The 13,601-nt window shown below is 62.3% G+C and carries 9 protein-coding genes and 2 pseudogenes; 3 read left to right on the top strand and 8 right to left on the bottom strand.

Annotated features, from left to right (window positions below; genetic code table 11):
* Positions 1-13 precede the first annotated feature (13 nt).
* A complete protein-coding gene (locus CD175_RS09260) occupies positions 14-1,237 on the bottom strand; it encodes a lipase family protein (protein ID WP_104448639.1) in 1,224 nt (407 codons plus the stop codon).
* Between the two features lie 14 nt (positions 1,238-1,251).
* Positions 1,252-2,325, bottom strand: coding sequence for an ABC transporter substrate-binding protein (locus tag CD175_RS09255; RefSeq protein WP_104448638.1), 1,074 nt, complete (start codon positions 2,323-2,325; stop codon positions 1,252-1,254).
* Between the two features lie 542 nt (positions 2,326-2,867).
* On the opposite strand from CD175_RS09255, the gene CD175_RS09250 reads away from it, so the two are divergent.
* The 3 genes from CD175_RS09250 (at position 2,868) to CD175_RS09240 (ending at position 5,535) form a co-directional block, all read left to right on the top strand.
* Positions 2,868-3,950 (top strand): sigma-54 interaction domain-containing protein, encoded by a 1,083-nt coding sequence (locus tag CD175_RS09250; RefSeq protein WP_104448637.1) that lies wholly within the window; start codon positions 2,868-2,870, stop codon positions 3,948-3,950.
* Positions 3,951-4,396: 446 nt separating this feature from the next.
* Positions 4,397-4,693, top strand: coding sequence for a DUF6124 family protein (locus CD175_RS09245; RefSeq protein WP_104448636.1), 297 nt, complete (start codon positions 4,397-4,399; stop codon positions 4,691-4,693).
* A gap of 545 nt (positions 4,694-5,238) precedes the next feature.
* On the top strand, positions 5,239-5,535 hold the full coding sequence (locus CD175_RS09240) for a DUF6124 family protein (protein WP_104448635.1): 297 nt from the start codon (positions 5,239-5,241) through the stop codon (positions 5,533-5,535).
* Between the two features lie 178 nt (positions 5,536-5,713).
* Here the strand turns inward: CD175_RS09240 and CD175_RS09230 are convergent, their stop codons facing one another.
* The 6 genes and pseudogenes from CD175_RS09230 to CD175_RS09200 all read right to left on the bottom strand — a co-directional run bounded on the left by CD175_RS09230 (position 5,714) and on the right by CD175_RS09200 (position 13,456).
* Positions 5,714-6,730, bottom strand: coding sequence for a phosphotransferase enzyme family protein (locus tag CD175_RS09230; protein ID WP_104448634.1), 1,017 nt, complete (start codon positions 6,728-6,730; stop codon positions 5,714-5,716).
* A 9-nt stretch (positions 6,731-6,739) separates the two neighbouring features.
* Positions 6,740-8,020: an aspartate aminotransferase family protein gene (locus CD175_RS09225; RefSeq protein WP_104448633.1), complete on the bottom strand. Its 1,281-nt coding sequence runs from the start codon at positions 8,018-8,020 to the stop codon at positions 6,740-6,742.
* A complete protein-coding gene (locus CD175_RS09220; protein ID WP_104448632.1) occupies positions 8,013-9,326 on the bottom strand; it encodes an amino acid permease in 1,314 nt (437 codons plus the stop codon). Before CD175_RS09220 ends, CD175_RS09225 begins: the two co-directional genes overlap by 8 nt.
* Positions 9,327-9,952: 626 nt before the next feature.
* Positions 9,953-10,975, bottom strand: a pseudogene (locus CD175_RS32080) (methyl-accepting chemotaxis protein); the annotation flags it as partial.
* Between the two features lie 375 nt (positions 10,976-11,350).
* Positions 11,351-11,860 (bottom strand): annotated as a pseudogene (locus tag CD175_RS32075) (cache domain-containing protein); the annotation flags it as partial.
* Between the two features lie 273 nt (positions 11,861-12,133).
* Positions 12,134-13,456: an alginate export family protein gene (locus tag CD175_RS09200; protein ID WP_104448629.1), complete on the bottom strand. Its 1,323-nt coding sequence runs from the start codon at positions 13,454-13,456 to the stop codon at positions 12,134-12,136.
* Positions 13,457-13,601: the final 145 nt, after the last annotated feature.

Here is a 13,601-nt window from a genome sequence, read left to right as displayed (position 1 = left end):
CGAGGGCTCCGTCTCACTGCACACTGGGGCTGCAGATCGGGGTGATGGGCTGGTCGTTGATGACCTTGTGGGCGAAGGGCACCGAATCCTTGAGGGACGCGTTGACCGTTTCGCTATGGCCCAAGCCTTTGTAGAGATGGCCTTCGACCACCGAGCCGGTTTTGCAGGCGTCCTGCATCAGCGCGACTTGAGTCGAGGCCGCCGGGGTTTTGTCCTCGGCGCCGGTGCCGATGAAAATCGGCTGGGCCAGTTTCAGCGTCGGGTAGGACACTTGTTTCTGCCACAGGGCAAGCTGGTCGCCCTTGTAGTCCTTTTTCGCGTTGGCCGGGGTCAGGCCGACGCCCACCACATCGCTGACCAGCGCCGCCAGGCAACTGGTGCGGGCCTGCTCGAACAGTGGCAGCGCCTTGTCGGTGTAGAAGTCCCCGGGGTTGATGCCGGGGTCGTATTGCTGGGCCGCAAGCAGGGTGTAGAAACCGTAGGCGAGGGAGGCATCGACTTTGTCCGGGTCCTGTTCACCGACGTTTTTCGCGCCCACGGTGTAAATCACGCCGGTGCCGATGCTGCCTTTGACGCCGAGGTCGGGTGCATAAGTCGGGGCATAGGCTGCCGAGGCGAATGCCCCCGCGCCCCCTTGGGACTGACCGACGATCAACACTTTGTTGGCCAGCCCCGGTACGCCGGCGACCACGGCCCTGGCGGCATCGAGAATGCCGTAGGCGGCCATGCGATTGTTCAGCAGCGGATGGCCACCGGGTACGCCGAGGCCCTGATAGTCGGTGGCGACAATGGCATACCCTTCGTCCAGCCAGCGGCTGAGGTACTGCACGTCGCGATAGGAGCGGCCTTGCCAGGACGGCGCACAAACGTCCGCGACACCGACCGTGCCGTGGCCCCAACTGGCGACCGGCCAGCCACCGGCGGGCGCCTTGCCCTTGGGCAGGAACAACGTGCCGGAGACCACGATCGGGGTCTTGTTATCAATGCCGTCGGTGGAGCTGTAGAGAATCCGCTGGGCGCTGGCCGCGTTGGGCAGGCTCAAGGTTTTTTCCAATGGCTCGCTGCGCAGCAGCTTGCCCGGCGTGGACGGGATCACCTCTTGCCAGGTGTAGAACGCCGAGACTCGGCCATCACCTTGCAGCGGATCGGGTTTCGGCGCGTGTGCACCGGCGGCCATGGCACTCATGGACAGCGCCAGCACACTCAGACCGAAAACGAATTGTTGCGGCAGTTTCATCAGGAATTCCCTATTCATGGATTGTTGCTGACCTGGCCACGCAGGCCCGGCCAGTAGTCGGTGAGCTTCAGATCGATCAGCGCCTGGTTGGTGAAACCGGTGGCCAGCGATGGGGTGATGTCGTAGTTGTCGCGAATCAACTGATTGGCCAGGGCGTAGGCGGTCAGGGCCTGGTAATGCGCCTTGAGTTGCTGGTCGCTCTTGGGGGCCCAGCGCTCTTTCCAGGCCACGGGATCGTTCAAGTCATCGCGGCGCAGCACGCTTTCAGCCGTGCCGGCGCGGGAGGACAGCTGGTAATAGGCGTCCTGGTTCTGCTCTTGGGAAATCCACCAGGCGGCCTTGACCCAGGCAGTCGCCAGTAACTGAGTAATGTCCGGGTGTTGGGCGACGAAACTGTCGGTGCCCCAGAGGTCGGACACCAGGCGCCAGTCGTTGGCACCTTGCTTGGTCGACCAGATGATCTTGCCCACGCCTTTGTCTTCCAGGGCATAGGCCTCGCTGAGCAGCACGGCGGCATCCACTTTGCCGGCCGATACCGCCGCCGCGCCGACTTGCGGATTGAGGTTGGCGATCTTGAAGTCGTCGAGCTTCAGGCCCTTGCTGGCGAGGAAGTTGCTGAAGGCGAACTCCCAGGGACGCCCGCGATGCAGGGCCAGGCGCTTGCCTTTGAGGTCTTCGATGCTCTTGGCCTCGGAGCCGGCCGGAACCACCAGGTAGATGTTGTTGCCACTGCCACCGGGGACGATCAGCTTGCCCGGTACGCCACCTGCGCCGGCGATCACCGAGGGCAGGTCGCCGCGTACGGCGAAGTCGATGCTGTTATTGCTGAAGCCTTCGTTGATCTGCGGTCCGGCGCCGGCGTGGGGCAGGGCGATCCAATCCAGCTTCACGCCACGCTGATTCAGTTGCTGTTCAAGCCAGCCGTCCTCGATCACCCGGCCAGCGATACCGCCAAACACCGGCTTGCCGCCTTGCGTGTAGGCAACAATGGCGATCCTCACCGAGGCCGGAGCCTGTTCGGCCAGTGCGGTGGCACTGAGCAGTAAACCGGTCAATGCGACCAGGCTGTTGCGCCAGAAACGTTTCATTGAAATCTCCCTAAATGGCCATTGGCGAAACACGCGTTGTAGGAGCCGGCTTGCCGGCGATGAGGCCCTTGAGCCTTGCGCCGCTGTTGCGGACACCATCGCTGGCAAGCCAGCTCCTACAGATTTCACGTTGTGTACACATTCCTTGTAGGAGCCGGCTTGCCGGCGATGAGGCCCTTGAGCCTTACGGTGCTGTTGCGGGCGCCATCGCTGGCAAGCCAGCCCCTACAAAAAATCCACGCGGTGCGGCGGTGTGTGGATTTGTGTTGGGAGGGGAGAGAGCAGATTGCATGCCATAGCGTGAAAATCAGGCTGCAGGCCTTGCGTGGCGGGCTTCTGGCGGATCTGTCAGGTGTGGGGAGAGAGCGGTAGGTGCTGATCTGCAAGCAGGGTGATGCCTGTCCGTTGCTGCTCCAGCAGCAGGCTGGAAGCAATTGAATGCGATATGCATATTGGGAATATATAAATACTAATTAATAATTTTTTAGTCTAATGATCTTCATGCACTATTGAGCACGCGCTTTTACTGCCAGGAATGCACCATGTCGCTGATCACTCACCCAAACGCTCGCGAATTGACCAAGTCGGTGCGGGCCACCGTCCTGGTGTTCAAGGACCCGCGATCCCAGGAATTGCTCAGTCGCATCGAGCGCCTGGCCCCGAGCGAAGCCAATACGTTAATCATTGGCGAAACCGGAACCGGCAAGGAGTTGGTCGCAAGGCATATTCACAACTTGAGCCGCAGGGGGCGTGAACCCTTTGTGGCCGTCAACTGCGGTGCCTTCGCCGAAACCCTGGTGGAAAGTGAACTGTTCGGCCATGAAAAAGGCGCGTTCACTGGTGCTGCCACGACCAAGGCCGGGTGGTTCGAGGCCGCCAATGGCGGGACGCTGTTCCTCGATGAAATCGGTGATCTGCCGTTGAACATGCAGGTCAAATTGCTGCGCGTCCTGCAGGAGCGTGAAGTAGTGCGCCTGGGGTCGCGTACCCCGATTCCAATCAACGTACGCCTTGTCGCCGCGACCAACGTCAACCTGGCGGATGCGGTGGTGGCCGGGCATTTTCGCGAGGACCTTTTCTACCGTTTGCACGTCGCCACGATTCGTCTGCCACCCTTGCGCGAACGGCCGGGAGACATCTTGCCACTGGCCGAGTTTTTCCTCGAAGAACATTGCCAGCGACTGGGCTACAACCGAGCCACATTGAGTGTCGAGGCGGAACGCAAACTGCTGGAGCACAGCTGGCCGGGCAACATTCGTGAGCTGGAAAACTCGATTCACCATGCCTTGCTGGTGTGCCGCAATCAGCGGGTCGCTCCCGCGGACCTGCACCTGGTGGACATGCGTTCTTCGGGCATCCGTAATGATCAGGAGCCAGCGGTTCAAACGGGCCATGCCGTTGCCGGACCGGTCGATCTGGAAGCTGCGCTCAACGCCCTGTTCGAACAGAATATTCCAGACCTGTATGAACACATCGAGGAAACCATCTTTCGCGCGGCTTACCGGTTCTGCCATGGCAACCAGTTGCAGACCGGACGGTTGCTGAACATCAGCCGCAATATCGTCAGGGCGCGGCTTGAAAAGATCGGGGAGCTGAACAAGCCACTGTCGGTCGGGGAGTCGTGAGCAAGCTCGCTCCCACAGTAGATCCTCGTCGAGCACAAGTGTTGTGTTCACTGAGGTCCCTGTGGGAGCGAGCCTGCTCGCGATGGCGGTGCCAGTTCGAAGAGCCTGTTTAATGGCTGTAGGAGTAACTTCCTGCAAGCTACAACACCTTGCGGCATTGCCTACAGCTACGCCAGAATCCGCCGGCTTGTGCGCCTTGGAGGCCATCGGTAACTTGGTCCGCGTCACTGATTTCCAGTGATCGGGTTTAGCAGCCCGTGGTGACACGAGGCGCATTGGCCGTCCGCACAGTCAGGTATTCCCCATCCCTGCACTTGATGGCAGCTGTGCGCAGGGCGCCCTCGGGCGCGCCGGTTTCGTGTCTCCCCGGTCTGCTAACCTGCGTACAGCCGCCACCCTTCGTTTAGCAGCGACGACGTGGCAGCATCACAACGGAAATGAAAGTCATGCTCAAGGTTACACCTGATCCACCAGGCAACGATTCCTGCCAAAACCCGGCCCTGCACATCATGGCCACCCCGCACAAACCCTCCTCGATGTTCACCATCAACCCGCAAATCGACACCGAAACCCTGCTGGCCCACGCCTGCGAATCGCTGGCCTCGGCGAGTGTCATGGCCAATGACCTCGCGGGTTTCCTGGAAGGCACCCACCGCAACACCCTGCTGGGCATCGCGCAAGTGATCATGCTGGAGGAGTTGGCGGTGAATCGGGCTTTGGATCAGGTCGATCGCCCCGCCTAACCACGAACACTGTGGGAGCGGCGGTGCGGCGATCCGACTTGCTCGCGAAAGCGGCGTGTCAGTCAACATTGATGTTGGAAGTGATGGCCTCTTCGCGGGCAAAGCCCGCTCCCACAGTGGATCGTCGTCGAACACAAGTTCTGAGTTCACTGAAATCCACTGTGGGAGCGAGCTTGCTCGCGATGGCGGTGCCAGTTCGAAGAGCTTGTTTAACGGCTGTAGGAGTAACTTCCTGCAAGCTACAACACCTTGCGGCATAGCCTACAGCTACGCCAGAATCCGCCGGCTTGTGCGCCTTGGAGGCCATCGGTAACTTGGTCCGCGTCACTGATTTCCAGTGATCGGGTTTAGCAGCCCGTGGTATTTGAAGATCGTACGAGTGTCCGTCAGGCAGGTATTCCATACCTGCTTTTGATGGCAGCTGTGCGCAGGGCGCCCTCGGGCGCGCCGGCTTTCTTCATTTCCCCGGTCTGCTAACCTGCGTACAGCCGCCACCCCTCGTTTAGCAGCGACGACGTGGCAGCATCACAACGGAAATGAAAGTCATGCTCAAGGTTACACCTGATCCACCAGGCAACGATTCCTGCCCAAACCCGGCCCTGCACATCATGGCCACCCCGCACAAACCCTCCTCGATGTTCACCATCAACCCGCAAATCGACACCGAAACCCTGCTGGCCCACGCCTGCGAATCGCTGGCCTCGGCGAGTGTCATGGCCAATGACCTGGCGGGTTTTCTGGAAGGCTCGCACCGCAACACCCTGCTGGGCATCGCGCAAGTGATCATGCTGGGGGAGTTGGCGGTGAATCGGGCGCTGGACAGGCTGGATCCGGCTGGCTAGAGATCAATATTGTAGGAGCGAGCCTGCTCGCGATGGCGGCGTGTCAGTCGACATTCATTTTGAATGTAAGACCCTCATCGCGAGCAGGCTCGCTCCCACAGGAGGTCACTGTCGTACACAAGATTTGCGTACGACAGAAATCACTCGTGGGAGCGAGCCTGCTCGCGAAGGCGGTGTATCAGAACTGCAAATATTCCCGAGCCAACCAGCAAGCCCGCTCAATCAACATCGGCGCCATTTCAATCGCTGTCGGCGTGCCCTGGCGGGTGTGAATCCAGCCCAGGTACGTGGTGCCACGCAGCATCAGGAACAGCGCCAGGGTCTTGCGATCCGCCTCGGTCAGCGGCTTGACCGCGTGGTAGCCGTCGAGCAGCGCGGTCTTGATTTGCTCGTAGCGCGGGTCATCCAGGCAGAAGTACAGCGCCGTGGCCAACTCGAACATGTGCCAGCCAAACCCGGCATCGTCGAAGTCGATCAGGCGCAAGCGCGGGCCTTCGATCAGCAGGTTCTCGGGCACCAGGTCGGCGTGGATCATGCCGAAATTGCCCAGGTGTCGACCGTACTGACGCAAGTCCTTGCGCGCTGTGCGCCGGGCCTGTTGCAGCAAATCCCGCTGCTCATCGTTGAGTTGTTCCAGCTCCCAGAAACGCCCCCAGAACGGATTGACGCCGATCAAGCCTTCTTCATCCCAGGCATGCCGGACAAACTCGTCCGGCTGCTGCCAATCCGCCGAATGCAGGTGAATGCGCGCGGCAATCGCGCCGGCCTCACGGAACAGAAAATCGATTTCGGTATCGGCCTGCACCCCGTTCTCCGAGGTGCCGGCGGTGGCGCCCGGCAGCCAGGCGAGCATGTCGATGTGGCGCGGCTCGCCGATGGCTTGATGGGTGACTTCGACCAGGTGGCTTTGATTCTGCGCACGGATGATTTGCGGCACGGTGATTCCGGCGCCGGCCAGCGCCTCCATCCATTGCAGCTCGGAACGCAGCGCGGCTTCGCAGTGATAGCCATTGCGATGGATGCGCAAGGCGACCCGCTGACCATCGTGGCGGTGGGCGGAGAACACCGCGTTCTCGCGAAACTTCACCAGTTCAATGTCGGCGAACTCGCCGTCCCATTGTTGCAGGGCATGGCGCGCCAGTTCGTGCAGACGGGCGACTTGCTGGTCGTGTGGCAGGGTGTGGAATTCAGTCATGGCAGGGCCTCAAATCGCGCTCAGGGCTTGGTCCAGGGTGTCGACAAACAGGTCGGCATGATCGCGGCCGAACACCAGCGGCGGCCGTAGCTTCAGAATGTTGTCGCCGGCGCCGATCTTGCTGATCAACACGCCGTTCTCGCGCATGTCGTTGACCACCTTGCGCGCCTCCAGGCCGGCCGGCTCCTTGCTGGCGTGGTCGCGCACCAGTTCCATGGCGAAGAACAGGCCCTTGCCGCGCACGTCGCCGATGATCGAGTGCCTGGTGGCTAGCGCTTGCAGGCGTTGTTGCACGTAAGCGCCGACGTCTTGCGCGTTTTTCAGCAGTTGCTGTTGCTCAATCACGTCCAGCACCGCCATGCCGACCGCCGCCGCCACGGGCGAGCCACCGAAGGTGTTGAAATACATCGCATGGCGCCCGAAGGATTCGACCAGGGCCTTGTGGGTGATCAGCCCGGCCAGTGGATAGCCGTTGCCCATGGGTTTGCCGAGGGTGACGATGTCCGGTACCACGCCGTGGGCCTGATGACCCCAAAGGTGATCACCGGTACGGCCGAAGCCGGACTGCACTTCGTCGGCGATGAACAGACCGCCGGCGGCGCGGATCAGCGCGGCGGCCTTGTTGACGAAACTGGCCGGCACCCGTGGCAAGCCTTCGTTGGCGAACAGGGTGTCGATCAGCAACGCGGCCGGGCGAATGCCCTGGGCCTGCATCGAGGCAATCGCCGCCGCGATATTGGCCGCGTATTGCTCGGCCAGTTGCGCCTCGGTGGTGCCAGCCGGTGCCCGGTACAGGCACGGAATCGGCACGGCGCGGGCATGGGCGGCGAAGGGTTCCGGCGAGGGCAGGGCGGTGGTGACTTGCGCCAGCGACGCCGAGTTGCCGTGGTAGTTGTAGTCACTGACGATGATGCCGGTGCCGCCACTGGCAAAGCGTGCCAGGCGCAGCGCCAGCTCATTGGCCTCGCTGCCGGTGCAGGTGAACATCGCGGTGTCCAGCGGTTCGCCGAAGGTCGCGGTCAGGCGTTCGGCATAGCGCACCACTTGCTCGTCGAGGTAGCGGGTGTGGATGTTCAGCGTGCTGGCCTGGCGGTGCATGGCTTCGGTCACGTGAGGGTTGCAGTGACCGACGCAGGGCACGTTGTTGTAGACATCGAGGTAGCGACGACCGTCGACGTCGAACAGCCAGACACCTTCGCCACGCACCAAGTGCAAGGGGTTGTCATAGAACAGCGGTGAGGCGCTGCCCAGTACGCGATGGCGGCGTTGCAGCAGAGTGTCTTCAGGCATGGTCCGGAACCTCGAGGGCGGTGGTGCGACGGTTGCGCAGCAGGTAGTTGAAAAGGCACAGGCTGAAGGTCACGGCGAGGGCGATCAGCATCAGCAGGTCGAGCTGGAAGCAGGCGGCGATCACCACCAGCGTCAGGGCCAGGCCCAGCCAGGCAACCAGTTTGCCGCCGAGCAAGGTGAAGGGCCGAGGCAGGTCAGGCTGGCTGGTCTTGATGCGCAGGTACGCGGCGAAGATGAACAGGTAGCAAACGTTGAGCAGCAGCACGACCGCGAGCATCACGGTGGCCGGGTCCACTTCGGACAACGGCAGGCCGATGGCGCCGATCAGCAACAGCGCCGGCCAGGGCGTGCCGCGTTGGCCGGTCTTGCCCAGCCATTGCGGGAACAGGCCGTCGCGGGCCATGGCGAACAACTGCCGAGACGCGGCGAACACCAGCGAAAAGAAGGTAGCGATCAGGCCGAACACCGCGCCGCAGCCAATCACCTTGGCCAGCCAGGAGCCGTCACCGAAGGCGCTGTTGCCGGACATCGCGGCGTACAGCGGATCACCTGCCGAACCGACCAGCTCGACACCACCGGCACCGGGTGCGCAGACCAGCACCACCAGCGCCGTCACCAGCAAGGTGCCGATCGCCGCCAGAATGCCCCGCGGCATGGTGCGGCCGGGGTTGTGCGCCTCCTCGGCTGCCGAACCGGTTTGCTCGACGGTGATGAACAACCAGATCGCGAAGGGTACGCAGGCGAAGATGCCGCCGAGGCTGACCGGAGTGGCGACGTTGGCGGGCAGTTTCAGCAAGTTGGCCAGTTCGACATGGGGCGCCATGGCCACGCCAAAGGTGAGCAGGGCGACCACGGCGATGATGCCGGCGATGAAGGTCAGGCCCATGGCCTCACCGACGCCGCGCATGTGGATGCCGATGATCACCGCAAACAGAGCGATTTTCACCGGCCAGCCACCGAGGCCGAAAATCGATTCGGTGTAGGCGCAAATGAACGTCGCCGCCGCCCCGGTGCCGATGGTCAGCGCCAAGGCACAGGCGACACCGACCAGATACCCCACGAACGGCCCGAACGCACTTTGCGCATACACGAACACGCCGCCGGCACTCGGCAACGCCGTGGACAGTTCCGCCACGCACAAGGCCAGGCCGCCGCAGAGCAGGGCCATCAGCAACGTGGCGATCAGCATGTTCAGCCAGCCACCGGCCGCCAGCCCGAAGTTCCAGCCGGAAAACTGCCCGGCCACCACCAACGCAATTCCGAGGCCGGCAATCTTTGGCCAGCCCAGCGCACTTTTCTTGAGCACAGAAATCTCCCGCGACCCGAAGGCCGATTTATTGTTTTAGTGAGATGTGGAGGGGTTCAGCGTTGCATTGCAGGGCACTTTGGAGCGGGTTGTGCCCCAGAGGTCGACTTCGATACTACGCCGGGGGTGTGGCGCGGCAGGTGTGCGTGTGTGCCATGTGATTGGTTGTGGGTGCCAGATGTGGGCCTGCTCGCGAAGGCGGGGTGTCAGGCGACGGTGATGTTGGCTGTGCTGGCCTCATCGCGGGCAAGCCCGCTCCCACAGGGTTCTCTGGTGAACACAAGATTTGTGTATGGCAGAGATCCAAATGTGGGAGCGAGCCTGCTCGCGAAGGCGGAGTATCAGTCGGCAAGGATGTTGGCTGTGCTGGCCTCTTCGCGGGCAAGCCCGCTCCCACAGGGATCTCTGGTGAACACAAGATTTGTGCATGGCAGAGATCCAAATGTGGGAGCGAGCCTGCTCGCGAAGGCGGGGTGTCAGGCGACGGTGGTGTTGGATGTGCTGGCCTCATCGCGAGCAGGCTCGCTCCCACAGGGATCTCAGGTGAATACAAGAAGTGAGTACGCCAAAAATCCAGTGTGGGAGCTGGCTTGCCCGCGATGTCTGCGTGTCAGGCAACCCAAGTCTCAGATCCGAAAACTTCCCACCAACTGATTCAACCGCCCGGCCTGTTGCTCCAGCTCGGTACAAGCCCGCAATGTCGATTGCAAATTCTCCACCCCTTGCTGGTTCAAGGTGTTGATCCGGGTGATGTCGACATTAAGGGCCTCGACCACCGCCGTCTGTTCTTCCGTGGCGGCGGCCACGGACTGGTTGACGTTGTCAATCTCGCCGATGCGTTGGGTCACGCTGCCCAGGCGGGAGCCGGCGAGGTTGGCGATGGTGACGCTTTCTTCGCTGTGGCGCTGGCTCTCGGTCATGGTGGTGACCGATTCCCGTGCGCCCACTTGCAGCTCTTCGATCATCTGCTGGATCTCCAGCGCCGAGGCCTGGGTGCGTCCGGCCAGGCTGCGCACTTCGTCCGCCACTACCGCAAAACCACGGCCCGCTTCACCGGCCCGCGCCGCTTCAATGGCCGCGTTGAGCGCCAGCAGGTTGGTCTGCTGGGAGATGCCCTTGATCACTTCGAGGATCTGCCCGATGTTCACGGTCTTGTCGTTCAGCACTTCGATGTTGGCGCACGAGGCGCTGATCTTGCCCGACAGTTCGTGCATCACCTCGATCGTGCGTTGCACCACCTGGCGTCCGTCCTCGGCCTGTTGCCGGGCACCGGACGCCTGGTGCGAGGCATCGCTGGCGTTGTGGGCAATCTCCTGGGCGGCCGCGCCCAACTGGTTGATCGCCGCCGCCACGCTGCTGGTGCGGGTGGATTGATCGTCGAAATTGCTCAGCGAAGCGTTCGATGCATTCAGCACGCGCCGGGCACCCTCATTGACGCCGAGGGCTGCCGAGGACACCTCGCGCATCGACTGGTGGATGCGTTCGACAAAGCGGTTGAAGGCGGTCGCCAGTTGACCGATTTCATCCCGCGATTGCACCTGCAGGCGCCGGGTCAGGTCGCCTTCGCCGAGGGAGATATCCTCCAATACGCGGGTCAGCACTTGCAGCGGCCGGGTAATGCGCCGCGCCGTGTAGCCGATCAACAGCAGGCCGAGCAGGGCCGAACCGCCACCGAGCAGCAACTCCAGCGCGGTGCTTTGCACGCCTTGGGCATCGAGTTCCTTTTGCAAGGTGGTCACCGGCGCCAGCAAGACGTCTTGCGGCACGCCGACCAGTACGCCCCAGGGCGCGGCGCCGGCAATCGGTGACAGCGGCTCAAGCACCTTGATTTGCTGGGCGTCGACAAACACCTTCGGTTTGCCTTGGCGCAAGGCGTCCATCACCTCGGCGCTGTCTATTGGTTGGCCGAGGCGGCTGACGTCCTGGCTGTTGGCGGAGATCACCCCGCGCGGGCTGACGATGCTGATCTGACCATTGCCCTCGAATAACTGACGGGCGCTGGCCTGGCTGTTCTGTTGCAGGGCGGCGAGGTTGATGTCGAGCCCGACCACGGCGATCACCTTGCCGTTTTCCAGCAGCGGGAAGGCCACGCTGGTCACCAGTTTGCGGCTGCCGGACGCCTCGTCGAAATAAGGCTCGAGCACGCAGGCCTGACGGGTGTCGCGGGCGCACGTATAGAAGGCGTTGTAGGGCGCGCCGCTCGGCCCCGGCTCGGTGTTGGCGAGCAGGCCTTCGTCGCCGATCACCGCTTGCAGTTCGCCGGGTTTGCTCTGCACCCAATACAGGGCGAAGCGCCCGGTTTCGTTGCTGCCAATGTCTGCCTGGTGGGCGAAACCGGCGTCGTCGCCGTCAAGTCCACCGGGTTCGAAAATGACATAAAGCCCGAGCAGGTCGGGCTTGTCGATCAGGGCCTGGTGAAGCTGGGTGCTCAGCTCCCGGCGCAGTTGCGGGCGGGTCAGGCTGCCCTGTTGTTGCAGCTGTCGCAGGTACAACAGGTAGCGCGATAACCCCTGGCCGTATTCGTGGGTCTGCATGAAGGTGCGTTGCACTTGCATGGCCTGCACTTTGCCCAGGGCCTGCATGTGTTCCCTGGCCGCATTGGCGAGCATGTCACCGCTGGCTTGCGCAACCTGCTGGCTGCTCTTGTGGGTCTGATAGAGCGACAAGCCCATCAACAAGCCGACGACCAGCAACAGGCAGAGCCCGGCAAGGAGGGCGATCTTGCTCTGGATCGTCAGGAGTTTCTTGTGCATTGGAAATACCTTTTTCCACGTGGGCAATGACGCCGCCATTGCCCACGACCGAGGTTAGAAACCGGTGACGAACAGCAGTTGGGCGTAGACGTTCCGGTCGTTGTTGCCCAGTTGCGTGCCGCCGTTTTCGGCGCTCTTGTCCGGCTGGTAGATGCCCACCAGCGGCATCACGGTCAGGTGGTCGTTGACGTGCCATTCGGCATACAGGTCGACTTCGTGGCCGTCGGTATTGCCCAGGCTGCGGTCGATGGTGTCGAAGTTGAAGTACAGCGCGCCCAGGTTAAGGTTTTCCAGCGGCGAGACTTTCAGCCCGACGTTCTGAATCCGCGAGTTGCTGTTGAACGGCCCGGCGTAGTTGCCCGCCACTTCACCCTGGAACCAGGTGCCATAACCCCGGCTCATCCCGTAGAACAAGGTGTCGTAGCCTTCCGAGAAGCGGCTGTAGCGGTAGCTGACGTTCGGGGTCCAGATCGCGTCGGAGAAGGTCCAGCCGGCTTCCAGGTACCAGGCGTCTTCGGTGGCGGCGTGGGGTTTGTCCTGTTTGGCGTATTCGCCGGACAGGAACAGGTCCTTCACCCCGGCATTACCCGCCGCGCGCACGCTGTAGGTCTTCATGCCGTCGCGTTCGAGCTGGATCGGCGAGGCGTACTGCTCGTCAATGTCGGTGGTCTTGATGTAGGTCAGGCCCACCGTGCCGGCCTCGGCCACGTGCTCCAGGGTGCCGACGTACATTTCGGTCTTGGCCTGGGCGCGGTTGTCGGACTTGAGCCACATCAGGTCGCTGCGCCAGCCTTCCTTGCCGCCCAGACGCAATACGGCGGTTTCGTCGAAGGCTTTGCGAGCGGCCAGGTAGTAGGCGCCGCCACGGTTGAACTCGCCGTCGGCCAGGCCCTTGCCCATGTTCAGGGCGTCGCCGTCGATCAGGAAGCCATCGCCGACCACGATGTTCTGGCGGCCGAAGGACAGGTCCATACCGTCCTTGCCCAAGGCGCTGAACAGATCGGCCGAACGCCAGCCGAGGTAGGCGTCTTCGAACTTGGTGGTGCGTTCGGTGCCATCGCTGAAACCGGCGGCATCGCCGTCGCCCCAGGTGCCGGAGCTGAGCAGGTTGCCCGCGCCGTAAGCCGTGCCCGCACCGCCCAGGCCCTTGTCGAAACTCAAACCGTATTTGATGTAGCCCTCGCGCCACGACGACGAACCTTCGTCGAGACGGCCGGACAGGGCGTAGTTTTCCTGGCTGTGGAAAATGCCGAACGCGGCTTCGAGGGTGGCGTTCAGATGGCTGTCATCATCGGCGTACAGCTCATAGGCATTGGCCTGGCCGGCGCTGATCATCAGCGCGAGCGTCGAGAGACGAAGCAAGGGGGACTTGAGCATGGTGTGGCATCCGTTCTTGTTCTTGAGCGCAGGTTTGCGGTCTGCCCGGATACTAAGTCGCGGCTTTCGTTTGCCCTTTTCCCTGTTTGCCAATTAGTTGGTTGTGCATGCCAGATTGTCCGGTTTGGCAGCCCGGCCAACATAA

Source organism: Pseudomonas laurylsulfatiphila (genome assembly GCF_002934665.1).
GTDB classification, from domain to species: Bacteria; Pseudomonadota; Gammaproteobacteria; order Pseudomonadales; family Pseudomonadaceae; genus Aquipseudomonas; species Aquipseudomonas laurylsulfatiphila.
Note: the sequence above shows the minus strand (reverse complement) of the source record. Positions and strands in the feature narration are given on the sequence as shown.

Excerpts from the sequence above, each read along its gene's own strand:
- CD175_RS09260 (WP_104448639.1), bottom strand. The coding sequence starts at position 1,237 with ATGAAACTGCCGCAACAATTCGTTTTCGGTCTGAGTGTGCTGGCGCTG.
- CD175_RS09245 (WP_104448636.1), top strand. The coding sequence starts at position 4,397 with ATGCTCAAGGTTACACCTGATCCACCAGGCAACGATTCCTGCCAAAAC.
- CD175_RS09200 (WP_104448629.1), bottom strand. The coding sequence starts at position 13,456 with ATGCTCAAGTCCCCCTTGCTTCGTCTCTCGACGCTCGCGCTGATGATC.
- CD175_RS09230 (WP_104448634.1), bottom strand. The coding sequence starts at position 6,730 with ATGACTGAATTCCACACCCTGCCACACGACCAGCAAGTCGCCCGTCTG.
- CD175_RS09240 (WP_104448635.1), top strand. The coding sequence starts at position 5,239 with ATGCTCAAGGTTACACCTGATCCACCAGGCAACGATTCCTGCCCAAAC.
- CD175_RS09250 (WP_104448637.1), top strand. The coding sequence starts at position 2,868 with ATGTCGCTGATCACTCACCCAAACGCTCGCGAATTGACCAAGTCGGTG.
- CD175_RS09255 (WP_104448638.1), bottom strand. The coding sequence starts at position 2,325 with ATGAAACGTTTCTGGCGCAACAGCCTGGTCGCATTGACCGGTTTACTG.
- CD175_RS09225 (WP_104448633.1), bottom strand. The coding sequence starts at position 8,020 with ATGCCTGAAGACACTCTGCTGCAACGCCGCCATCGCGTACTGGGCAGC.